Annotated in this window: 9 protein-coding genes; 1 reads left to right on the top strand and 8 read right to left on the bottom strand. The window is 71.5% G+C overall.

Annotated features, from left to right (window positions below):
- On the bottom strand, positions 1–460 hold a 460-nt coding region (locus A5702_RS05740), incomplete at its 3' end, for a permease (protein ID WP_197506464.1).
- A gap of 358 nt (positions 461–818) precedes the next feature.
- Here A5702_RS05740 and pks2 point away from each other — a divergent pair.
- Positions 819–7,088, top strand: coding sequence for a type I polyketide synthase (gene pks2, locus A5702_RS05735; protein WP_068218969.1), 6,270 nt, complete (start codon positions 819–821; stop codon positions 7,086–7,088).
- Between the two features lie 9 nt (positions 7,089–7,097).
- On the opposite strand, the gene A5702_RS05730 is transcribed toward pks2, so the two are convergent.
- The 7 genes from A5702_RS05730 to A5702_RS05700 form a co-directional block, all read right to left on the bottom strand.
- The gene (locus A5702_RS05730) at positions 7,098–8,363 is read right to left on the bottom strand and encodes an acyltransferase (protein WP_068218973.1); all 1,266 of its coding nucleotides are present in this window, start codon (positions 8,361–8,363) and stop codon (positions 7,098–7,100) included.
- Between the two features lie 16 nt (positions 8,364–8,379).
- On the bottom strand, positions 8,380–9,183 hold the full coding sequence (locus A5702_RS05725) for an ABC transporter permease (protein ID WP_068218966.1): 804 nt from the start codon (positions 9,181–9,183) through the stop codon (positions 8,380–8,382).
- Positions 9,180–9,995, bottom strand: a complete 816-nt coding sequence (locus A5702_RS05720; RefSeq protein ID WP_067822704.1) for an ABC transporter permease — start codon at positions 9,993–9,995, stop codon at positions 9,180–9,182. The genes A5702_RS05725 and A5702_RS05720 overlap by 4 nt, the downstream gene beginning before the upstream one ends.
- A complete protein-coding gene (locus A5702_RS05715) occupies positions 9,992–10,993 on the bottom strand; it encodes a daunorubicin/doxorubicin resistance ABC transporter ATP-binding protein DrrA (RefSeq protein WP_068218963.1) in 1,002 nt (333 codons plus the stop codon). The genes A5702_RS05720 and A5702_RS05715 overlap by 4 nt, the downstream gene beginning before the upstream one ends.
- Before the next feature lie 10 nt (positions 10,994–11,003).
- Positions 11,004–15,410: a type I polyketide synthase gene (locus A5702_RS05710; RefSeq protein ID WP_068218960.1), complete on the bottom strand. Its 4,407-nt coding sequence runs from the start codon at positions 15,408–15,410 to the stop codon at positions 11,004–11,006.
- Positions 15,407–20,788, bottom strand: a complete 5,382-nt coding sequence (locus A5702_RS05705) for a type I polyketide synthase (RefSeq protein WP_068218957.1) — start codon at positions 20,786–20,788, stop codon at positions 15,407–15,409. The genes A5702_RS05710 and A5702_RS05705 overlap by 4 nt, the downstream gene beginning before the upstream one ends.
- A partial coding sequence (locus A5702_RS05700; RefSeq protein WP_156669499.1) for an SDR family NAD(P)-dependent oxidoreductase occupies positions 20,785–24,597 on the bottom strand: 3,813 nt, incomplete at its 5' end. The genes A5702_RS05700 and A5702_RS05705, both read right to left, overlap by 4 nt.

The raw sequence follows: 24,597 nt of genomic DNA, 5'->3' as shown, positions 1-24,597 counted from the left end.
TGATCGACATGTCCATGGCCGCGTGGCCCTCCATCGATCCGGCGATACCCCGCTCGGCCTGCGCCCGGGCCTCGTCGATCAGCCGCGACCGCACGAACAACCGGAACAGCACGGCCAGCACCACGATCATCAGCGGGCCGCCGACGAACTCCGCGGCGGTGAACTGCCAGCCCATCAGCAGGGCCAGGATGATGCCCAACTCGACCACCAGGTTGGTCGAACCGATTTCGAAGGCCATCGCGGCGGTGAAGCTGGCGCCCTTGCGGAACAACGAGCGGGCCAGGGCCACCGCGGCGTACGAGCACGAGGACGACGCCGCCCCGAGCCCGGCGGCCACCGCCAGGGTGCGTGGTCGATCGTCGCCCAGCAGCCCGACGATGGTCGAGCGCCGCACCACCGCCTGCACCACCGCCGACAGCGCGAAGCCCAGAATCAGCGCCCAGAGGATTTCCCACGTCATCGACCCGGCGAGGCCCAACGCGTGCCCGATCGCCGACAGCGCCCTGTGTGTCACCTGGTCCTCGCTTCGTGGCTGGCGTTTTTCCGTTCACGATATACCCTATGGGGGTATATCGCAACCGACGGCCCGCGGCGATAACCGCAGGTCATCGCCGCGGGGTGGGGGAGGGCGGCCGAAATCGGTGCATTCCCCCCACCCCGATTGCTTCGAGCGTCTAAGCTTGGCGCTTCGTTGGGTTCCGCGTCGAGACCCGCTCGGGTTGGGGGGCGCGAGCGATGCTGCGCTGCGCCCTCAAATTTCACTAGCGCCGGTGATACTCGCAGCATCGCCGGTTGGCCTGAGACGAGGTACAGCGGCGATGGAACCACGCGTCACCCCCATTGCGGTCATCGGAATGGGATGCCGGCTTCCGGGCGGGATCGACTCCCCCGAAGCGTTCTGGCAAGCGCTGTTGCGGGGCGACGACCTGGTGACCGAGATCCCCGCGGACCGATGGGACGTCGAGGACCACTACGACCCCGAGCGCGGGGTGCACGGGCGGTCGGTCTCGCGTTGGGGCGGCTTCATCGACGACGCCGGCGGCTTCGACGCCGCTTTCTTCGGCTTCGGTGAACGCGAGGCGACCGCGATCGACCCGCAGCACCGGTTGCTGCTGGAGACGTCCTGGGAAGCGATCGAGCATGCGGGCATCGCGCCGCCGGAGTTGAGCGGCTCGCGCACCGGCGTGTTCGTGGGGATGTGCCAGCAGGACTACACGCTGATGAGCGGCGACGCCGGGGTGATGGAGGACGCCTACGGCTACACGTGCACCCCGTTTTCCATGGCCTCCGGACGGATCGCCTACGGGCTGGGGCTGGTGGGGCCCGCGGTCACGCTCGACACCTCCTGCTCGTCCGGGTTGCTGGCCGTCCACCTGGCCTGCTCGAGCCTGAACACCGGCGAAAGCGATCTCGCCCTGGCGGGGGGCGCCATGCTGGTGCTGGACCCCCGAGTATCGGCGTCGGCGTCCGCTCAGGGCATGCTGTCGCCCACCGGCCGCTGCCACACGTTCGACGCCGCCGCCGACGGGTTCGTCCGTTCCGACGGGTGCGCGGTGGTCGTGCTCAAGCGCATGCCCGACGCGGTGCGCGACGGTGACCGGATCCTCGCGGTGGTCCGCGGCACGGCGGTCAACCAGGACGGCCGTTCCGAGACCATCACGACGCCGTCGTCGGATGCGCAGGCCGCGGTGTACCGGGCGGCGCTGGCCGCCGCGGGCGTCGACCCCGCGACCGTCGGCATGGTGGAAGCGCACGGCACCGGAACCCCGAAGGGCGACCCGCTCGAATTCGCCAGTCTCACCGAGGTTTACGGGGCCGGCGGCAACCGCGTCGCCCTCGGCTCGGCCAAGAGCAACGTCGGGCACACCGAGGCCGCCGCGGGCGCGGTCGGGTTGGTCAAGGCGGTGCTCGGGGTGCGCCACGGCGCGGTGCCGCCGATGGCCCACTTCCGGCGCCTGCCCGACGAGCTGGCCCGCATCGAAACCGGATTGTTCGTGCCACAGGAGGTTACGCCGTGGCCGGACAAGGGCCAGGGACCGCGGCGCGCCGGGGTGACCTCGTTCGGCATGTCGGGCACCAACGTGCACGCCGTCATCGAACAGGCACCCGAACCTCCCGCCGACGATGCGGCCGCGGAACGCCCTGGGCCGCTGCTGTTCCCGTTGTCCTCCACCTCCGCCGACGAGCTGCGCCGCACGGCGCGGCGGCTGGCCGACTGGCTGGACACCAACACGGTGTCCGCCACCGACCTGGCCTACACGCTGGCGCGGCGGCGCGGGCACCGGACCGTGCGCACCGCGGTCGCCGCGGACGGCCTCGAGGAGCTGGGCAGCGCGCTGCGCGAAATCGCCCGCGGCGAAACCCCTTACGCGCCCGCCGCCGGTCACGACGACCGCGGGCCCGTGTGGGTGTTTTCCGGACAGGGCTCGCAGTGGGCGGGGATGGGCGCGGAGCTGCTGGCCAAGGAGCCGGCGTTCGCCGCCACCGTCGCCGAGGCCGAGCCGCTGATCGCGGCGGAGTCGGGTTTCTCTGTCACCGAGGCGATGTCGGCCCTTCAGACGGTCACGGGCATCGAGCGGGTCCAGCCGACGCTGTTCGCCTTCCAGGTCGCGCTGGCCGCCGCGATGCGGGCCTACGGCGTGCGGCCCGGGGCGGTCATCGGCCACTCCATGGGCGAGATCGCGGCGGCCGTGGTCGCCCGGGCCCTGTCGCTGCACGACGGGGTAAAGGTGATCTGCCGGCGGTCCAAGCTGATGGCGCGCATCGCGGGCGCGGGGGCGATGGCATCGGTGGAGCTGCCCGCCCAGCAGGTGCGCGACGAACTGGCCGCCCGGGGCATCAGCGACGCGGTGGTCTCGGTGATCGCCTCGCCCAACTCCACCGTGATCGGCGGAGCGACGCGGACGGTGCGCGATCTGGTGGCGCAATGGGAGGCCCGCGAGGTGATGGCCCGGGAGGTGGCCGTCGACGTCGCCTCGCACTCGGCTCAGGTCGATCCGATCCTCGCCGACCTGGCCGACCAGCTCGCCGACCTCACGCCTGCGGCCCCGGAAGTGCCGTATTACTCTGCGACGCTTGACGATCCACGATCGCGGCCGGTGTTCGACGCCGGCTATTGGGTGAACAACCTGCGGCAGTCGGTCAAGTTCGCGGCCGCGGTGCGGGCGGCGCTCGACGACGGCCACCGCGTCTTCGGTGAACCGGCCCCGCATCCGCTGCTGATCCGGGCGGTCGAACAGAACGCGGCCGCCTCCGACGTCACCATCGCCGCGCTCGGCGCCATGCGGCGCGACCAGCCGGTGCCGCACGGTCTGCGGGAGTCCCTGGGGGACCTGTACAGCGCCGGCGCCGCCATCGACTTCGCCGCGCTGTATCCGGCCGGCCGGCTGGTGGACGCGCCGCTGCCGACGTGGACCCACCAGCGGCTGCTCATCGAAGCCGACGGGGCGCGGTCGCGCGGCCGGTTCACGCTCGACGCGCACCCGCTCCTGGGCGCGCACGTGCGGTTGCCGGAGGAACCCGAACGCCACGCGTGGCAGGGCGAGGTCGGCACCGCGGCCTTGCCGTGGCTGGCCGACCACCGGGTGAACGGGGTTGCGGCCTTCCCCGGGGCCGGATTCTGCGAGATGGCGCTGGCGGCCGCCGCCGCGGTGCTGGGGCCGGAATCCGAGGTCCGCGACGTTCGCTTCGAACAGATGCTGCTGCTGGGGGACCGGACGCCGGTGAGCGCGGTGGCCTCGGTCACCGACGCCGGCGTGGCCGACTTCATCGTGGAGACCGAGCGCGACGGGGAGCGGATCCGCAGCGCCGCCGCGGTGCTGCGCGCGGGCGACCCGGCCGATCAGCAGCAGCGACGCGACGTCGCCGCCCTGCTGGCCACCCACCCCCTACTGAGTGATGGTGCCGCGCTGCGCAAGTCGTTCGCCGAGCGCGGCGTCGACTACGGTCCCGCCTTCACCGGCCTGGTCTCGACGCGCACCGCCGAGGGCAAGAGCCGCAGCGTGGTGGCCGAGGTCGCGTTACCGGGCGCGGTCCGCGCCGAGCGGGGCGGCTACGGCGTGCACCCCGCCCTGCTGGACGCCTGCTTCCAGACCGTGCTGGCGCACCCCGCCGTCAACGAGGCCGCGCGGGAAAGCCTGCTGCCCTTGGGCGTTGCCCGCCTGCGTCGGTACGGCCCGACGCGCGGCGCGCGCTACTGCCACCTGCGGCTGGCCGCGGCGACGGGGTCTTCGGTCGACGTCGATTTCGAGTTGCTCGACTCCGACGGCGCGGTGCTGCTGGCGGTGCAGGGCCTGCGCATGGGGATCGGCGGCGGCGGGGCCGACCGGCTGATGGCCGAGCGGCTGCTGACCGTCGACTGGCAGCGGCAGGCGCCGCCGTCGGCGCCCGACCGGGTCGTCGGGGGATGGCTGTTGATCAACACCGCCGAGGCCGACCTGCTCGAATCCAGGCTGACGGATGCACTGAAATCGGCAGGCGCGCAATGCGACACGCTGAACTGGCCGGAGTTGTCCGACCACCGGGCCAACGCCGAGCGGCTGGCCGCGGCGGTGCGCGGCGGACTGGAAGGCGTTGTGATCGTGTGCCCGCCGCCGGCCGGGGAGCCCGACGAGCAGGGCCTGCTGCAGGGCCGGGAACAGGTGCGCCACGTGGTGCGCATGATCCGCGACCTGCCGGAGATGTCGGCGACGCCGCCGCGGCTGTATGTCGTCACCCGGCGGGCGCAGATCGTGCTGGCCGAGGACGAACCGAACCTGGTGCAGGCCGGGCTGCGCGGGCTGCTGCGCGTGGTCGGCGCCGAGAACCCCCAACTGCGGACCACCCAGATCGACCTGGAGAGCGACGACGACGTCGAGCGGGTGGCACACGAACTGCTGTCCGGTTCGGCCGAAGACGAGACCGCCTGGCGCGGCGGTCAGTGGCACACGGCGCGGCTGCGCTGCACGCCGTTGGGTCCCGACGAACGCAGGCTCACCACCGTCAACCATGAAACCGACCGGATGCGCGTCGTGGTGCGCCACCCCGGTGATCTGCAGACGCTCGAGTTCGTCGCCCTCGACCGCACGGCCCCGGGCTCGGGCGAGGTCGAGGTGGCGATCGACGCGTCCAGCGTCAACTTCGCCGAAGTGCTTGCGGCCCTTGGCCGTTACCCCGACCTGGAGGGCGAGCCGCACCAGCTGGGATTCGACCTGGGCGGTGTGGTCACCCGGGTGGGCGAGGGCGTCACCGAGCACCGCGTCGGCGACCGGGTGGGCGGTTTCTCCGGCTTCGCCAACGGCAGCTGGGGCACGTTCGTCACCTGTGACGCCCGGCTCGTCGCCACCGTGCCGCCCGACATGACCGCCGGCCAGGCCGCCGCCGCGGCCACCGCGTACGGCACCGCTTGGTACGGCCTGTGCGAATTGGCCAGAATTTCGGCGGAGGACAAGGTGCTGATCCATTCCGGCACCGGCGGCGTCGGTCAGGCCGCGATCGCGATCGCGCGCATGGTGGGGGCCGAGGTCTTCGCCACCGCGGGCAGCCCCGAGCGGCGAGCGCTGTTGCGGGACATGGGCGTCGAGCACGTCTACGACTCGCGCAGCACGGCGTTCGCCGACGAGATCCGTCGCGACACCGACGGGTACGGGGTCGACCTGGTGCTCAACTCGCTGACCGGGTCCGCCCAGCGCGCCGGGCTGAACCTGCTCGCCTACGGTGGACGGTTCGTGGAGATCGGCAAGCGGGACATCTACGACGACGCCCGCCTTGGTCTGTTTCCGTTCCGCCACAACCTCACCTTCTACGCCGTCGACCTGGCGCTGCTCACCAAGACGCACCCGCGGCGGGTGCAGGAGTTGCTGCAGGCGGTCTACCAGCGGATCGCCGACGGTGATCTGCCACAACCGAATTGCACCGAATACCCGATATCGGAGGCGGCGACGGCGATCCGGGTGATGAGCGGCGCCGAGCATACCGGCAAGCTGGTGCTCACCGTGCCGCGCCACGGGCAGACCCGCGCGGTGCTGCCGCCGGAGCAGGCGCCGGTGTTCCGCGCGGACGGCGCCTACATCGTCACCGGCGGCCTGGGCGGGCTGGGATTGTTCCTGGCCTCCGAGATGGCCAAGGCGGGCTGCGGGCGCATTGTGCTGACCGCGCGGTCCACCCCCACGGCCAAGGCGCGCCAGGCCATCGAACGCCTCCGCGCCGCCGGGACCGATGTGGTGGTGGAAAGCGGCAACATCGCCGAGGCCGACACCGCGGCCCGGGTGGTGGCCGCGGCCACCGCGACCGGACTCCCCCTGCGCGGGGTGCTGCACGCCGCCGCGGTGGTCGAGGACGCCGTGCTCGCCAACATCACCGACGAGCTGATCGACAAGGACTGGGCGCCAAAGGTCAACGGGGTGTGGAACTTACACCACGCCACGGCCGGCCAGCCGCTGGACTGGTTCTGCGCCTTCTCGTCGGTGGCCGCGCTGTTCGGCTCGGCGGGTCAGGGCGCGTACGCCGCGGCCTCCAGCTGGTTGGACGCGTTCACCCACTGGCGCCGCGGCCAGGGCCTGCCCGCGACCACGATCGCGTGGGGCGCGTGGGGCGAGATCGGCCGCGCCACGTTCCTGGCGGCCGGCGGCCGCACCACGATGATCGCCCCGGACGAGGGTGCGCGGGCGTTCGAGACGCTGCTGCGCTACGACCGGGGGTACACCGGTTACGTCCCGACGACCGGCGCGCCGTGGCTCGCCGCGCTGGTGGACCGCAGCCCGTTCGCCGAAGCGTTCCGGGCCGCCGGAGAACAGCACGCAGGCGAGGGCGCCACGCTGCGCGCCGAACTGCGCTCGCTGTCACCCGACGAGTGGCCGGCCCGACTCCGGCGCCTGATCACCGAGCAGACCGGGTTGATTCTGCGCCGCACAATAGATCCCGATCGCCCGTTCGCCGATCACGGTCTGGACTCGCTGGGCAACCTCGAACTGCGGACCCGCATCGAGGCCGAAACCGGGATCCGGATCACCCCCAAGGTCGTCGCGACCTACAACTCCGCGCGCTCGTTGAGCCTGCACCTGACCGAGACGCTGGTGGCCGAGGGGGCCGGTGCGCCCACGCCGTCCTGAAATGCCGGCTCACTCCATGGCCCAGCTGTCCTCCTCGACCAGCGAGCAGAGCCGCGAATGGATTGCCGCCAAGGTCTTTTCGCGTCCCGGCAGGTGCGCGTGGTGCTCGATGAACAACCGGTTCGCGAAAGTTCCGACGCTGTAGAGGTCCACCGGGGCGCGGGTGGGGAAGTAGAGCTCGCTCTGGAAGTCCTCCAGCTCGATCTCGTCGGGGACGCGCAGCGGGGGGATGGTGCCGGTGTCCGTGCACAGCACGACCGGGGGGAGCCCCGCGGGAGTGCCCTGATACTGCAGGTTGAAATGCAGCGCGGATTGCTGGATTACCCCGTCCGACAGGTCGGTGCGGAAGGAGTCCACGATTCCGCGGGCCAGATCCACCAGATCGGTGTCGGCCCTGATCTCGGCGAGGTAGGTGGCCACGCCCAGCGGCAGCGTGCTGCCGGTGAGACTCACCGGCGGTGAGAGCAGGTAGCGCAGATCGACCGGGTAGATGTACGGAATCGGGATGTGGGGCGTGTCGCGCAATTCCCACTCGGCCAGCAGGATGGCCGCCGCCACCACGGAGTTGAGGCTGAGCTGATTGGTCAAACCGAACTCGACCAGCTCGGCCGTCTCTTCCTCGGTGAACCGTATCCGCGCGATCGGAATGGGTTGTATCGCATCCGGATTCGGCACCACGGGCGGCTTGTCCTGGGCCGGCAGGTCGTAGGCGAACATCGCCTTGAAGAGCTTCTCCAGTCCGGACCGCTGCTGTTTTGTCACACCGCGCTGTTCGAGCAGGAGCTCCAGCGCTTCGGGCGCGGGTTGCGGCGTGATCGGCGGCGGCGCGCCGGTGGTGACGACATCGGTGTAGAGGGAGAAGAGCTCTTCGAGCAGACCGAACGCGTGGTGGGCGTCGGCCAGGCTGTGGTGGGTGTAGAGCGTGAGTTCGGTGCGTGCGCCGCTGCGCTTCAGCCGAAGATTGAGCAAGGTCTGGTTCTGGTCGAGGCGCATGCCGGCCGCCGCCGGTGCGGCATCCGGTTCGGTGTCGTCCTCGACCACCCAGATGCCGGGGTGCATCAAGTCTTCGGCGACGATCTGGTAGCGGCCGTCGTCGCCCTTTTCCAGGCGGCCGGTGAAGACGGGGTGGGACTCCAGCAGCGCGTCGAAGGCGTCGGCCATCGCGTCGAGGTCGACAGGGCCGGTGACGAAAGCGGTGAAGGCGAAATAGGTTTCGTTGACCGCGAACACCTCTTCGCTGCGCGTCAGTTTGCGGATGACGGATCCCGGAAACATGCCCACCACTTCCTCGTCAGCTCGTGCTGGCGCGTCGATAGCCGGCCAGCGCCGGCACGATGCAGACGGCGGTGATGCCGCCGGCCCACAACAGCGTGGCGATCATCGGCCAGCGCACCGGCCCGCCCAGCGACAGGCCGCGCATCGCCTCGATCGCGTAGCTCATCGGCTGGTGCGCGACCACCGGCTGCACCCACTTCGGAAATTGATCCACCGGCAGGAAGCCGGTCGAGAACACCACGGCGAGAACGTGCCCGAGCGTGACCGTTTCGAGCAGGAAGTTGTTGGCGGTGTACAGCGCCACCATCGTGATCAGGGTGGCGAACGCGAGCCCGAAGATCATCGGGACGACGAACCAGGTCAGGCTCGCGAGCACGCCCTGCCGGAAGCGGAAGCCCAGCATCATCCCCACGGCCAGCACGACCAGGGTGGTGATCACGATCCGGATCATCTCGGCCGCGATCCGCGAACACACGCCCGACGCGCGGTGCACGGGCACCACCCACAGCCGGCGCAGCAAGCCGTTGGAGCGTTCGCCGATGAGCCCGATCGCCCCGATCGCGGCCCCATTTATCGTGGCGGCCAGCGCATTCAGCGGAACCGTGCCGTACAGCGCGCTGTGGCCGGTGACCTGTGAAATGACGTTGCCCAGAATGATGTTCAGCGTCAACAGGAACAGGATCGGCAGGACGAGTGCCTCGATCACGGTGGTCAGATCGCGCGCCCAGCCCAGCAGGATCCGCCGCGTCTGAACCCAGGTTTGCGACGCCAGCGCGCGTGCCGAGTCCTCGTGGTAGCGGGGCGAATCCAGCAGCTTCATCGCGACCGCCTGGCCAACACGATCGCCGACGCCGGAATCAGCAGCGCGCTCAATCCGAACAACCACGCCAGCGTCGGCGCCAGCACCGGCCAGGTCACCGATCCGCCGTACGGGGCGGCGTCCCCGGCCAGCGCGCGCAAGGCGATCACGAACTGCGACACCGGCTGGTTGCGGACGATCGGCTGGATCCAGTGCGGAAACTGCTGCGCCGGCTGGACTCCGGTGGACAGCAGGCCGAAGATCAAGGGCGGCAGGATGAGCAACGGGGTCATGGCTTCGGGGTTGCGGGTTCCGGTGCCGACCAGGTCCGCCGCGAAGGACAGGATCGATCCGACCGCCACCACCAGCAGGCAGAAGGCCGCGACGTAGATCGCCGAGCGGTGAAACCGGAACCCGATGACATAGCCGCAGACCACCGCGACCGCCACCGAGACGGTGCAGCGATACACCGCGGCCGAGATGCGGGCGCCCACCGGGGCGAACGGGGCCATCGGCATGGATCTGAACCGCCGGTTGATGCCCTGCACCGAGTCGGTCGCGGCCCGAAACGCCGTCGACATGGCGGCGAAGGTGATGGCCTGCAACGCGATCAACGGCATGACGTACTGCGCGTAACTGCTGGACAGTCCCTTGGTCGCGGTGCCCATGATCTGGTGCAGCGGGATGTAGAAGCCGGCCGTGAACACCACCGATGATGCGACGGTCACGAGCAGCTCGCCGTTGCGCAGGGTCGGCGCGATGAAGCGAACGGTGAGGACCCACCACTGCGTCAGCGTGGACAGGTGGCGTTCGGGGCTGGCGGTCGCGGTCACCCGACGGCCTGGGTCGCGACGGGGGCGCGCGCGGCGGGCGATTCGTCCGTCAGCGCAAGGAACACGTCGTCGAGCGACGGGCGCCGCAGGGCGACGTCGGCCACCTCGATGCCGGCGGCGGCCAGTCGCCCCACGGCCTCGATGAGGGTGCGGGCGCCGTCCGGGGCGGGGATCGCGATCCGATCCGAATCGGGCGTGAGCGCGGCCCGGATCTTGTCGGGCACCAGCGGGCCCAGGACGTCGGCGATCGCCCGCAGGTCGGTCAACCGGCGCGGCACGATCTCGCAATAACTGCCGCCGGTGCGCTCCTTGAGCTCGTCGGCCGTTCCCTCGGCGATGACCCGCCCGTGGTCGATCACCACGATCCGGTCGGCCAGCGCGTCGGCCTCCTCGAGGTACTGCGTCGTCAGCAGCGTGGCGATGCCGCCGTCCTTGAACTTGCCGACCAGGTCCCAAATGCTTTGCCTGCTGCGCGGATCCAGCCCGGTGGTGGGCTCGTCCAGGAAGACGACCTCGGGGCGGACCACCAGGCCGCAGGCGATGTCGATGCGGCGGCGCATGCCGCCGGAGTAGGTCTTGACGCGCCGGTCGGCGGCGTAGGCGAGATCGAATTCATCGATGAGCTGCCTGGCGCGGGCGCGCGCCGCCGACTTGTGCAGGCCGAACAGCCGGCCGAACATCACCAGGTTTTCGCTGCCGGTGAGCATGTCGTCGATCGCCACTTGCTGGCCGGTGAGCATGATGGAGCGGCGCACACCGGCCGGTTCGGACACCACGTCGTAGCCGGCCACTACCGCGCGGCCGCTGTCCGGCCGGCTCAGCGTCGACAGGATGTCCACCAGGGTGGTCTTGCCCGCGCCGTTCGGCCCGAGCAGCCCGAGCACCTCGCCGCGGCCGACGTCGAAGCTGACCTCGTGCAGGGCCACGAAGTCGCCGAAGGTCTTGCGAACCCGGTCGACGACGACCGCTTTATCGGTCGCTGTCCGTGCGTCGATCACTCGGCCCCCCTCAACCCGCGTCCAGGGCCGACAGGTCCACCAATGCCAATTCCACCGGCTGCCCGCCCATGTCGGCGTCCTCGGCGGCGATGGCGTCGCCGATCAGCGCCCGCAGCGCCAGCGGGAAACACCGCGCCAGCGCCTCGGCGTGCGCCCCCTGCACCCGGCGGGTGTCGTACCACCAATCGAGGTGCAGCACGCCGGAGTGCCGGTAGACGCGCAACTCGATGGCATGACCCAGGCCCGGAATCGCGTCGCGCACGGGCATGGCCGCGTCGGAGTCGAATTGCACCGGCGCATCGATCGGCGGCAGCTCGGGAACCACGCCGATGTAGCGGAAGTGAACATCCGCGGGGTGCGCGGCCGACAGCGCCCGCGCGGTGGGCGCGTAGAGATACCGCAGCAGCCCGTAGCCAATCCCATAGTGCGGCACGGATTTGAGGGTGTCGCGAACGGCCGTCAGCAGCTCGGTGGCGCCCGTATCGTCGGGCGTGGCGCAGCGCAGCGGCACCGGATAGATCGTGGTGAACCGCCCGATTGTTCTGCGCAGGTCGACATCCGGGCGCAGCACCGATCGTCCGGCCCCTTCCAGGTCGACGGCGACCACGCCGGCGCCGACGGTCTCGGCGATGGTCCGGCTCAGCGCCGCCAACAGGATCTCGTCCACCGACCACCCGAGCGCGCGCCGGGCGTCGTCGACCTCGGACGTCTGCTCGACCGTCAGCGCCGTCGACACCTTGGCCAGGTCGTCAGCGCACGGCGGTTCGGTCGCCTCGGGGTCGGCCGGCCGCAGGGTCGGCCGCATCGCGCCGTCCAACCAGAAGTCACGCGTGTCGAGGACCGCCGGGTGCGTCGCGAGGGCGTCGACCCGCAGGGACCAATCCCGCCACGAGGTGGTCGCCGGGGCCAGCGAGATCTCCTCGCCCGCAACGCGTTGCGTGAAGGCGGTGAAGAGGTCGGTGACCAGGATTTCGCGGGAGGTGGTGTCGGCGACGATCTCGTGCAGGGACAGCACCAGATAGCACGCGCCGTGCGGGCCGCGGATGTGGCTCACCGTCAGCGGTGCGGACAGATCGCCGTGGGCCGCAAGCTCGGCCACGATGTCGAGCAGCGCCGCGCGCTGCGCCTCGGGCTCGGTGTCGGGCAGCGTCCGGGAGGAGAGCCGGTCGAAATCCCGTGGCGCCGCGATGCGCTGCTCCCAGATGCCGGCCCGCTCGACGAGCTCGAGGCGCAACGCGTCGTGGTGATTGGCCAAGGCGGTGAGCACCGCGCGGACGTCGTCGACGCCGACACCCGCGTCGAGGCGCAGGATCAGCGGGATCCGCCAGCGGCCCGGCTGCCGCACGCCGGTCTCGAGGAACCGCGCGACCCCCGGCGGGATGGCCGGGAACGAGGCGGCCTCAGGCGGTTTCGCCAACGAGCCCGCGGCGTATTTGGCGTCGACGTGGGCCGCCAGGGTGGCCAAGGTCGGGTTGCCGTACAGATCCTGCGGCGTGACGTCCAGCCCGGCGTTGCTGGCGTTGGTCGCGATGCCGATCGAGATCAGCGAGTCGCCGCCGAGGTCGAAGAAGTTGTCGTTGCGGCCGATCGAGTTCAGACCCAGGCATTGCATCCAGATCTGCCGCAGCGTGGCCTCGGTGTGCGACTGCCCGTTCGCCGACGCGTCGCCGTGGGCGGCGCCGTTGGTGGCGGCGACCGGCGCCCCGGGCGCCTCGGCGGGGCGCTCGAGCCAGGCGAGCGGTTTGGGATCGACCCAATGCCGTTCGCGGGCAAAGGCGTAACCGGGTAGGGAGACCCGGTTCGGCGTCGGCCCGGTCAGCGGTTCCCAGTCGACCGGCACCCCGGCCGCCCACAGTTGGCCGAGCCCGAGCAGGAAGGTGTCCCGGTCGTCGGTGTTCTGGATCGGATGCCGCATCAGTCGAACCGCGCGGTGGCCGTCCGACCACTTCGGGTGCCGCATCGCCGAGCCCGTCAGGCTGCCCCCGGGGCCGACTTCGACGAGGACCCGGTCGGGATCGGTCAGCAGCGCGTCGAGTTCGTCGGCGAACCTGATCGTGGAACTGATTTGGCGCGCCCAGCTGGCCGGGTCGGTGACCTGCTCGTCCGTCATCCAGGTCCCGGTGAGGTTGCTGAGCAGGGGCGTGTCCGGGCGGCGAAGCTCGACACCGGACAGGAATTCACCGAATTCGGCCGCCATGGAATCCATTGCGCTGGAATGGAATGCGTGGGTGGCCCGCACCCGTCGGGCGGTTATGCCGCGCTCGCGCAGCCGCTGGGTGAAGGCGCGAATCTCGTCGTTGGGGCCGGCGACCACGCAGTTGCCGGGATCGTTCACGGCCGCCAGGTCGACCCCGGGGGTGAGGAACTCCGCGAGGTCGTCGGGACCCAGCGCGACGGCGACCATGGCACCGGGCGGGGACTCGTGCATCAGGCGGGCGCGCAAGGCCACCAGCTTGATCGCCGTCTCGAGGTCGAACACCCCGGCCAGCGTGGCCGCGATGTACTCACCGGTGCTGTAGCCGATGTACGCCCCGGCGCGTAGCCCGTAGTGTTCGGCCAACCGCGCCAGCGCGTATTCGACTGTGAACAAGGCGGGCTGGGAACGGTCGATGCGCTCCAGATCGGTCGCGGTGTCGCCGAATATCAGCGCCTTCAGATCGATGCCCATCTCGTCGCCGAATCCCGCCGCGCACGCGTCGAAATGCTCGGCGAACACCGGCTCGGTGTCGTACAGGCCCCGGGTCATGCCGACGTGCTGGGCGCCCTGGCCCGGGAACATGAACACGACGCGATCGGCGGCGGCCGTCCCACCGTCCAGGGATTGGCCGACGAAGGCGTTGTCGTGCTCGCCCGCCCGCAGCACCGTGGCCGCGTGCTCGCGGTCGTGCACCACGGCCGCCATGGTGAGCCGGTGCCTGCGGCGCCCGGTGAGGGTGTGGGCGACGTCGGCCAGTTCGGGGCCGCCCGGGGCGGCCAACGCGTCGGCGAGCGCGGCGCGCGAGCCGTCAAGCGCCGCCGCGGTTTGCGCCGAGACCAGCAATACCTGGGGACCCGCGGGCGCCACTCGCTCGGGGGCGGGGGGCGCCTCTTCCACCACGACGTGCGCGTTGGTGCCGCCCACCCCGAACGAGCTGACCCCGGCCCTGCGCACGCCGTCCCACTCCCACGCGTCGTAGGTGCTGGTCACGGTGAACGGGGTCTCGTCGAGACGCAGCTCGGGGTTCGGGCTGGTGAAGTGCAGCGTGCCGGGAATCGCCTTGTGCTGCAGGCACAGAATGGTCTTGATCAGACCCACCACACCGGCCGCCACCTCCAGGTGCCCGATGTTGGACTTGACCGACCCGAGCACGCAGGGGCCCGGGCGGGGGGTCTGCGAGACGGCGAAGGCGGATCGCAACCCCTGGACCTCGATGGGATCGCCCAGCGGCGTGCCGGTTCCGTGTGTTTCGACATAGCTCACGGTCGCGGAGTCGATGCCGGCGACCGCGTGGGCTTCGGCGATGACGTCGGCCTGCGCGGCCGGATTCGGCGCCGCGTAGCCCATTTTCATCGATCCGTCGTTGTTGATCGCCGATCCGCGGATGACGGCGTGCACCCGGTCGCCGGCGTCGAGGGCGGCCTGCAGGGGCTTGAGCGCGACGATGGCCACGCCACTGCCGAAGACGGTGCCGTCGGCCCGCACGTCGAACGGGCGGCAGTGGCCGACCGCGGACACCATGGCTCCCGGCGAGTTCCAGTACCCGACGTGGTGCGGGACCGACAGCGACACCCCGCCGGCCAGGGCCATGTCGCACTCGCCGCTGAGCAGGCTCTGGCACGCCAGATGGACCGCCACCAGGGACGACGAGCATGCGGTCTGGACCGTGAGACTGGGCCCGCGCAGATCGAATTGGTGCGAAACCCGGGTCGCCAGGAAGTCCTTGTCGTTCTGCAGGAACAGGTTGAACTGCTCGAAGTTGAGGCCCGTTCCCATGAAGGCGTCCTGGGCGCGGTGCGACGAGAGGTTGTGCAGCAGATAGCCGCTGGGGGAGCTGGTCCCGAAAACGCCGATCGAGCCGTCGAACTCGGCGGGGTCGCAGCCGGCGTCCTCGAACGCGTGCCACGCGCACTGCAAGAACAGCCGGTGCTGGGGATCCAGCATCCGGGCGAACTGCGGGGGGAACCCGAAGAACTCGGCGTCGAACTCGTCCACCCCGTCGACGAGGGGGGCGCGCCGCACGTAGGCCGGGTTCGCCAGCACCTCGTCGGGGATGCCGGCGGCCTTGAGCTCCTGCTCGGACAGCGTGGTGATCGACTCCTTGCCGTGGCGCAGGTTGTCCCAGAATGTTGAGACGTCGTTGGCGCCGGGGAACCTGCCGGCCATGCCGACCACCGCGATCGCGTTGGGCGGCAGGTCCGTTGACCCGTTGGTGCTCATGCTTGATGTCCTCGCTTCCGCCGCAGTGCGGCTTGTTGGCGCGCGGCCGCGCGCTGCTGCGCCCGGTCGCGAACCGCGTCTTTCTGCTCGTCCGCCTGCCCGTCGCCGGCCAGGCCGAGCTGGCGAACCAGGTCGGCCGTGAGGTCGTGCAACGAGGCGCCCTGTAGCAGGAGGGCCACCGGCGGTTCGACCCCGAAGTCGGCGCGGGCGGAGTTGCGAATCCGCACGGCCATCAGGGAATCCATCCCCAACTCGATGAGGGGCACGCCGGGGTCGACGGCCGAGCTGTCGGCGTACCCCATGACCGCGGCGATGCGCGCGCGCAGCCGCTCGGTCATCAGGGCTTGCGCCGCACCGGGTTCCAGTCCGGTCAGCGCTTCGGGACCGGCCCAGTCGCCGCCGTCACCTGCGGCTTCCAGCTCGGCGACCACGTTGGTGAAGTAGCCGAGGTTGCGGATCTCCGGGAACGCGATCAGCGCCCGGTCGGGCCGCAGCCGTCCCACGCCGGTGTGGCACCTGCCGCTGGCCAGCAGCGGCTCCATGGCCGCCGTGCCCTCGGCGGGCGTGATGGGATCGAGCGCGCCGCCGGTCAACGCGCGGGCGAGCCCCACCTCCGCCCACGGGCCCCAGTTGATGACCGCCGCAGGCAATCCCGCCGCCCGCCGCCAATCGACCAGCGCGTCAAGCCACGCGCTGGCGCACGCGTACGAGGCCTGTCCCGGCCCGCCCAGCATGGAGGCGGTCGAGGAAAACCCGAGCCACCAATCCAATTCGCAGTTCGCGCTGGCCTGATGCAGGCGCAGCGCCCCGATGACCTTGGGCGCCCACACCCGTTCGACGCTGTCCTTTGTCATGGAGAACACCAGGCTGTCGTCGAGCACGGCGGCCGCGTGCAACACGCCGCGCAGGTTCGTCTCGCCCGCGGCCGCCACCAGCTCTTCGGCGACGCCCTCGGCCGCGACGTCGCCGGTGACCACGACGACCTCGGCGCCGCGCTCCAGCTCGGCCAGGACCGCGCGCTGCTGCTCGGACGGTTCGCTGCGGCCGTTGAGGACGAGCCGCCCCGCGCCGCCGTCCACCAGCCACCGCGCCATGACCAGGCCCAGGCCGCCCAGTCCGCCGGTGAGGATGTAGGACGCTCCGCGGCGCACGACGTCTCGGGTGGTGGGTTCGCCGATGACCGCCCGGGTGAGCCGCTCGACGTGGCGCTGGCCGCGCCGCCACGCGACGATGTCGTCCATCGGGCCCGAGATCGCCGCGGCCAGTTCGGTATTGAGCGCCCCCGGGTCCCCGTGGGCCTCGAGGTCGACCAGCGTGGTGCGCAGCTCGGGATGCTCGTAGGCAAGGACCCGCACCAGGCCCTTCAGCGCGCCGACCCCGGGCTGGCCGGCCTCGTCGTGCACGGCGAGGCCGCCTTCGGTGATCAGCCAGAGCCGCGGTGCTTGACCGTGCCAGCCGCCGACGATCGCGCGGACGACGGTCGAGACCGCCCACACCGTTTCGCGGGTCTGGTCGATGCCGCCGTCCGTGACGCCGGGGCTGGGTGCCGCGAACACGACCACGCCGACGGGCGGGTGCGCGGGGTCGCCCGCGGTGTCGGCGAACGCGGCGAGCACGGCGGCCTCGTCGTGCAGGTCGGCGGTGACCAGCCGGCGTGCCGGTGAGCGCCAGCCCGCGGCGAAGGCCTCCGCGCGGTCGGCGGCACCGCCGTCGGTGAGCACCAGCCAGCTGCCGGGGGTCTCGTCCCGCCCGGCGGCGATCGGCTCGGTCACCCAGGTGGTGTCGAAGACCTTCTGCGACAACGGAAGCGGCACGCTGCGGCGTTCGACGCGACGCAGATAGATGTCGTTGATCTCCGCCGTGACCGTCCCGGCGTCGTCGGTCAAGACGATCCGGCCGAGCTTGCCCACGCCGCCCTCGTCGAGATTGCTCAGCTGGGCCCGGCAGCGGGCCCGCCGGCCCGGGTTGCCGTAGACCCGGATGGCGTCGAAGGACACCGGAAGATAACTGGCCTCGGCGGAGCCGGCGAGTTCGTCGTCCGGCATCGCGGCGGCCAGGCTTTGTAGCGCCGCGTCCAGCAGGACGGGATGCAGCCGGAAACCCGGATGCCGGGGCGCCTCGTCGGGCAGGACGATCTCGGATTCCACGAAACCGCCGGGCAGCCGGTGGATCTCGGCGAGCGCCGCGAAGGCGGGGCCGTGGTATTGGCCGGCGTGGCGCAGCACGCCGTACAGGTCGGCGGGGTTGATCGCCGGTCCGGCGTCTCCGATGGGTGGGGGCGCGTCGGGAGGGGCGTCCGACGCCCGGGTCTCGGCGTGCGCGGTGGCGTGCCTGGTCCAGCCGCCGCCCGACCGCGAGTAGATCTCGATCCGGGTCTTGTCGTCGGCGCCCCGGGTCAGCTGGGTGGTCAGCCGCGTGTGGTCGCCGAGGTTGAGCATCTGCTCGACTTCGAGCTGGTTGATCGACACGCTGCCAACGGGGACGGCCAGCGCTTCGCTCGCGGCGGCCAGGGCGATCTCGGCGAACGCCGCGCCCGGCATCACGGCTTGCCCGAACACCTTGTGGTCGGCGAGCCAGGGGGACACCGCGGTGCCGGCGTCGGCCTGCCACACGTGATCGTGGCTGGACGGCACTTCGACGTGGGTCCCCAGCAGCGGGTGGCCGGCGACCGACTCCGACATCCCGGACCGGTCGGCGACCCAGAATTGGGTGTGCTGCCACGGCGTCACCGGGAGCTCGGCGAGGCGACCGCGGTCCGTGGCGGGCGGGTGAGGCGAGACGGCGGCCAGCTGGCCGTGGAAGGTGATCGTGTCGTCGGTGTCGCGGTGCAGGGTGCCAACGGCGTGCGCGGCGGCGCCGAGGGTGTCGGCGATGGCGTGGGTGAGCAGCGGGTGGGGGCTGATCTCGATGAAGGTGTGCTTCTCGGCGCCGGCCTGGCTGACGGCTTGATGGAAGCGCACCGGGTTGCGCAGGTTGTCCGCCCAATAGTCGGCGTCGAGCAACGGGCCGGGCGCCGGGCTCGTGGTGCTGATCATCGGGATGGTCGGTGTTTTGGGCGCCAAATCGGCCAGCGCCGAACGCAATTCGGGCAGGATGGGATCGATGATCGGGTGGTGGGAGGCCACGTCGACCTCGATGCGGCGCGCCAGCAGGTTGCGGGCGGCCACGGCCGCGATGACCGCGTCCACCTGATCGGGTGGGCCGGCGATCACCGATTGGCGCGGCGAGGCGTGCACGGCCAGCGTCACCTGCGGGTGGTCGGTGATCAGTTCCCCGGCCGCCTCGGCGTCGAGTTCGAGCAACGCCATCGCGCCCTGCCCGGACAACCGGGCCATCAGCGCCGACCGGGTGGCGATCACCCGCAGCCCCTCCGCCGGGGTGAGCGCCCCTGACACCACCGCGGCGGAAACCTCACCCATGGAGTGCCCGATCACCGCGTCGGGCTCGATCCCGTAGTGGCGCCACAGCGCGGTCAGCGCGAGCTGGACGGCCACCAGCACCGGCTGGATGTTCTGGATGCCGGCGACCGCTCGCCCCTCGGCCAGCGTCTGGTGCAGCGAAAAGCCGGTCTGGGCAACGAAATCCGGTTCCAGCTCGGCGATCGCCGCCGCGAAGGCGGGCTCGTCGGCCAGCAGCCGGCGGCCCATGCCGGCCCATTGCGCGCCCTGGCCGGAGTAGACGAACACCGTGCCGGGGCGGCGGGTCGATTCGACCGGGCCCTGCACCCCGGGCGCCGGGGCGCCGGCGGCCAGGGCCCGCAACCCCGCCACCGCGGCGGCGCCATCGCGGGCCACCACGGTCGCGCGCCAAGGGTGTTGTGCCCGGCGGGAAGTCAGCGTGTGCGCGACGTCGGCCAGCGGCGTCGCCGCGCCGGGGCCGCCCAGCCAGTCGGCGAGCGTGGCGGCCATCGCCGCCACCCGCTGCGGGGTCTTGCCGGACACCACCAGCGTCGACACCGTCGGCGCGGGGCGCGGCTGCGGGTCCGCCGGGGCGGGCGGCTGCTCGACCACCACGTGCGCGTTGGTGCCGCTGAGGCCGAACGAGGAAACCGCGGCCCGGCGGATGCCGGCCGTCGGCCATGCGGTGCCCTCGGTCGGCACGAACAGGCGGGTCGACGACGCGTCGATCGCCGGGTTCCACCGGGTGAAGTGCAGGTTCGGTGGGATGACTCCCCGGTTCACGGCCAGGATGGCTTTGATGAATCCGGTGACCCCGGCGGCGGCCTCGAGATGCCCGAGGTTGGTCTTGACCGCCCCGAGCGCGCAGCCGCCCTCGCTCTGACCTTTCGCAAGCCCGTACGTCGCCGCCAGCGCCTCGAACTCGATCGGATCGCCCAGTACGGTTCCCGTGCCGTGGGTTTCGACATAGTTGACGCTGTCCGCCGTGACGTCGGCCTGGCGCAGGGCGGTCGTGATCACGTCGCGCTGCGCCGCCGCGTTCGGCGCGGTCATGCCGTTGGACCGGCCGTCCTGGTTGATGGCCGAACCGCGGACCACGGCGAGTACGCGATCGCCGTCGCGGGTGGCGTCGGACAACCGCTTGAGCACCACCACGCCGCAGCCCTCGCTGCGCACGAAACCGTCGGCCAGGGCGTCGAAGGTCTTGCACCGGCCCGTCGGCGACAGGGCCGACCACTTGGACAGGGCGATGCTGGTGAACGGCGACAGCGACAGGTGGACGCCGCCGGCGAGGGCGGTGTCGCTTTCCCGCAGCCGCAGGCTCTGGCAGGCCAAATGAATCGCCACCAACGACGACGAGCAGGCGGTGTCGACGGCCACCGCCGGGCCGCGCAGCCCCAGCAGGTAGGAGATCCGGCCCACCGCGGCGCTGTGCGGGTTACCGGTGCTCAGGTACGCGTCGATCTCGGCACGCCGCTCGAGGTTGAGGATGGTGTAGTCCCATGCCGACACGCCCATCAGCGCGGCGGTTCGGCTGCCGCTCAACGAATCCGGGGGCATGCCGGCGTGTTCGAGCGCTTCCCACGCGACCTCGAGCAGGATGCGCTGCTGCGGGTCCATCGCGATCGCTTCGCGGGGGGTGATGCCGAAGAAATCGGCGTCGAAACCCGCGACGTCGTCGACGAAACCTCCCCACTTCGTCGTCATCCGGCCCGGCGCCTGCGGGTCGGGGTCGTAGAACGCGTCGGCGTCCCACCGGTCGGGGGGCACCTCGCCGACGGCGTCGCGGCCGTCGAGCAGCAGCTGCCAAAAGCTCTCCGGCCCAGACACTTTGCCGGGCAGCCGGCAGCCGACGCCGACCACGGCCACCGGTTCGGCGATGTCGGTCGGGAACGCCGTGCCCGCGCGCACGAGCTCACGGGCGAGGACCTCGCGGGCTTTGGGCGACATCTGCGCCGCGCGTTCGGCGATGCTCGTCATTGCTCGCCGCCCCCCGTCGCGGTCTCCAGCTCGCTCGCCGCCACCAGATCGGACAGCAATTCCATCTCCTCGTCCGATAGCTCGGCCTCCCCGTCGGGGTGACGCTCCTCGTCGGTCGGTGACGCGTAACCCAACCGCTCGCACAGTGCGCCCGCGAGGTCGGTGATCGTCGGGTACGCCCAGACCAGGGCGGCCGGCAGCGTTGTGCCCAGGCTGGATTCGAGCCGGTTGCGCAATTCGAGCGCCATCAGCGAGTCGAGGCCGAGCGACTCCATTGGGCGGCCGGGATCGATCGGGTCGGCCGAGCGCAACACCGCCCGAATCTCGTCGGCGATCACGGCCGCGAGGCGGGCCGGGCGCTCACCGGCGTCGGTGGCGTCCAGCTCGGCACGGATGGCACCCCCACCGGCGCGCCGTTCGCCGGCCGAGTCGTGCAGGTGGGCGAACAGCGACGAACCGGCCGCGGCGGGGAAGGACTGGAACCACTGCCGCGCGTCGAGGCTGAACACTCCGGTGCGCGCGCGGTCGGCCGCCAGGGCCAGCTGCATCGCTTCCAGGCCTTGTTCGACCGTGATCATCGCGACGCCGAGGTCGGCGAAGAACTGGGCGCGGCCGACCTCCGCCCATGGGCCCCAGTTGATTCCGACGGCGGGTAGCCCGGCGGAGCGCCGGTGAGCGACCAGGCCGTCGACCCAGGAGTTGGCGGCTGCGTACGCGCCCTGGCCGGGCGCGCCCAGCAGGGAGGCCACCGACGAGAACGTCAACCACCAGTCGAGATCCAGGTGGGCGGTGGCCCGGTGCAGCAGCCAGCTGCCCGCGACCTTCGGGGTGAACACGCGCCTCGCGGCCGATTCGGACATGTTCAGCACGATCTCGTCGTCGAGGATCATGGCGCTGTGCAGGACTCCGGCGGGCCGCAAGCCGGCGTCTTCGACCGCCCGCACCAGTCGATCGGCCGTGCCGGGCTCGGCGATGTCGCCGGTCACCACCTCGATGCGGCCGCCCGCGGCAGTGAGCTCCGCGATCGCGGCGGCGACGTCGGCGGCGGGGGCCGAACGTCCGTTCAGCACAACCAGTCCCGCGCCCTGCTCGACCAACCACCGCGCGACGACGAACCCGAGGCCGCCCATGCCGCCGACGATGAGGTAGCCGCCGTCCGGGCTGACCAGCGGGTGCGGTGGCGGTGCGGCGACCGCGTCGATGCTGCCGCCGGCCGGTATCGAGACGACGATCTTGCCGGTGTGCCGACCGGAGGCCATCAGCGCGAACGCGTCGGCCGCGTCGCGCAGACCGAACTCGGTGACCGGCAGCACCTGCAGGGCGCCCTGCGACACGTGCCGCAGGATGTCGGCGAGCATGCGGCGGTAGCGCGCCGGTTGCAGTTTGAGGTTCAGGTCGAGGTCCACCACGGCGAAGGAGGCGCTCTTCGCCAGGGCGGCCAACCCCAGGCCGGCGTCGGCGTGGACGTCCTTCTTGCCCAGTTCGATGAACCGGCCGCCGGGGGCGAGGAGCTCGACGCCGCGTTGAATGGCTTCGCCCGGAAGGGAATTGAGGATCACGTCCACGCCGTAGCCGTCGGTGATGTCGCGTATCTCGTCGGCGAAATCCACGCTCCGCGAGTCACCGACGTACTCGACGCCAAGGCCGCGCAGCATGTCGCGTTTCGCGTCCGAGCCGGCCGTCGCGTAGATCCGTGCCCCGACCATCCGGGCGATCGAGACGGCGGCCAGTCCGACACCGCCGGTGGCGGAGTGGATGAGCACGCGTTCGCCGGGGGCGAGCCGCCCGACCTCGCACAGGGAATGCCAGGCGGTCAGGTAGGCGATGCCGAACGCGGCCGCCTCGCCGTCCGGCAGCGCGTCGGGCACGGGCGCGACGAGGTCGGCAAGTGTGGTCACGTGCGTGGCGAAAGTGCCGGGGCCGAAGGCGATCACGCGCTGCCCGATCCGGACGGAGTCGACGTCCGGGCCGACGGCGGTGACGAGGCCGACGCACTCGCCACCGATCACGGGCGGGGCCCCGTCCAGCCCGGGGTACACGCCCATCGCCTTGAGCACGTCGCTGAAGTTCAGGCCCGCCGCGACGACGCGAACCTCCACCTGACCGGGCCCCGGCGGAATCCGCCTGACCGCGTGGATGTTCAGGGCGTCCAGGCGCCCGGGCTGGTCGGTCTGCAGCCGCACCGCGCCACCGGCGTCCAGGTCCACCGCGGTGCGCCGGGGTTCGGACGCGAGGGCACCGGTTCCGGTGGTGGGCGCGGGCACCACCCGGTTGACATAGCGCTGCCCGCCGCGCAGGGCGATCTCGTCGTGGTCCGACCCGGCGAGCAGCTCGGCGGCCAGACCGGCGAGCGAATCCACGCCGTCGGAGTCGGCGTCGATCAGCGTGGGCTTGAATTCCGGATGCTCGAAGGTGAGCACCCGCGCGATGCCGCGAATCCCCGTCTGCGCCAATGTGACCCGATCGGCGGGATCGAGCTGCTGGGCGCCGCGGGTGACGACGAACAGCCGAGGGCTGTTGCGGGCGCCCATCCGCGTCACCGTCTTCGCGATGTCGGCGATCAGCAGCGTGCGCGCCTGCGCCAAATCCAGCTGGGCCTTCTCGGGCAGCGATTCGTCGACGGGCCGCGGCGGGCAGATCAGGGCGATGGCGTCCCACGGGGTGCGGGTGACGGTCGCGCGCAGCCGCGCCGCGTCGGTCGGGGAGACCAGCTCGAGCTCGTCGACGCCGTCGCGCAGCGCCGACCGCAGCGCGGGCGGCAGCGGATCGCCGTTGTCCGTGTCCCCGATCAGCAGCAGGCCGCCGAGCCGCCCGGCCGGCTTGTCCAGGGTGGCGGGCTCCCACTGCAGCGCGAACAGGCGGGCGCTGAGTTCCGTTGCGCCGCCGCCAGACCTGAGCACCGTCATCTCGACCTCGTCGATGACGAGCAGCACGCGACCGTCCCGATCCGTCAGCACGACGTGGCCGACCAGCCGGTCCGGATTGTCGGTGGGGGCGAGCGAGCCGAACGAGCGCACGCCGTCGGCCACGTTCCCGTACACGTGGATGCCGGCGAAACGCACGGGAAGAACCAGGGTTTCGCGGGCGCTCTGCCCTTCGGCCAGCTCGGTCGCGGCGCGCGTGGCCCCGAGCGCCTGCACCGCGATGTCCATCATGACCGGGTGCAGCACCAGGTTGCGGGACCCCGTCCTGGCCGGCGCGGGCAACCGCACGTCCGCGCGGGCGGCACCGGACTGGGTGACGGCCAGGCCCTCGATCCCGCGGAAGGCCGGCCCGTGTTGTTGCCCCGCCCCGCGCAACCGCGCATAGAGCTCGTCGGGGTCGAGAGCGGTCGCGGCGGGTTCGTCGGCCGGCGGCTGGGGTAGCGCGTGTTCGGTTTCCCGGGTGAGGGTGGCGGTGGCGTGTTTGACCCACCCGGAAGCGGCGTCGCGCGTGCGCATTTCGACGCGGCACGCCCGCTCGTCCCCGGTGAGTGTCGTCACCAGAACGGTGCCGTCACCGACGTGCAGCATGCGGTCCAGGCTGAGATCGCGGATCATCCAGGGCCCGGCGTCGGGGTTCGCGAACGCGTCGATCGCCGCCGCGAGGGCGATGTCGGCGTAGGCCGCACCCGGCAGCACGCAGAGATCGTCGATGACGTGATCACCGAGCCACAGCAGGTTCGGGCCGAGCTCGCTTTCCCAGATCCGGGTGCCACTGGTCGGATCGGTGACCCCGGTGCCGAGCAGGGGGTGGGTGTCCGGCGCGTGGTGCCCGCCGGCGGTGGGGGAGATCCAGTGCCGGGTGTGCCGCCACGGGGTGGTGGGCAG

Origin of the sequence: Mycobacterium sp. E3339 (assembly GCF_001666915.1) — a bacterium.
GTDB lineage: Bacteria > Actinomycetota > Actinomycetes > Mycobacteriales > Mycobacteriaceae > Mycobacterium.
Note: the sequence above shows the minus strand (reverse complement) of the source record. Positions and strands in the feature narration are given on the sequence as shown.

Coding starts and splice junctions, on each gene's coding strand:
- pks2 (WP_068218969.1), top strand. CDS start 819: ATGGAACCACGCGTCACCCCCATTGCGGTCATCGGAATGGGATGCCGG.
- A5702_RS05730 (WP_068218973.1), bottom strand. CDS start 8,363: ATGTTTCCGGGATCCGTCATCCGCAAACTGACGCGCAGCGAAGAGGTG.
- A5702_RS05725 (WP_068218966.1), bottom strand. CDS start 9,183: ATGAAGCTGCTGGATTCGCCCCGCTACCACGAGGACTCGGCACGCGCG.
- A5702_RS05710 (WP_068218960.1), bottom strand. CDS start 15,410: ATGAGCACCAACGGGTCAACGGACCTGCCGCCCAACGCGATCGCGGTG.
- A5702_RS05705 (WP_068218957.1), bottom strand. CDS start 20,788: ATGACGAGCATCGCCGAACGCGCGGCGCAGATGTCGCCCAAAGCCCGC.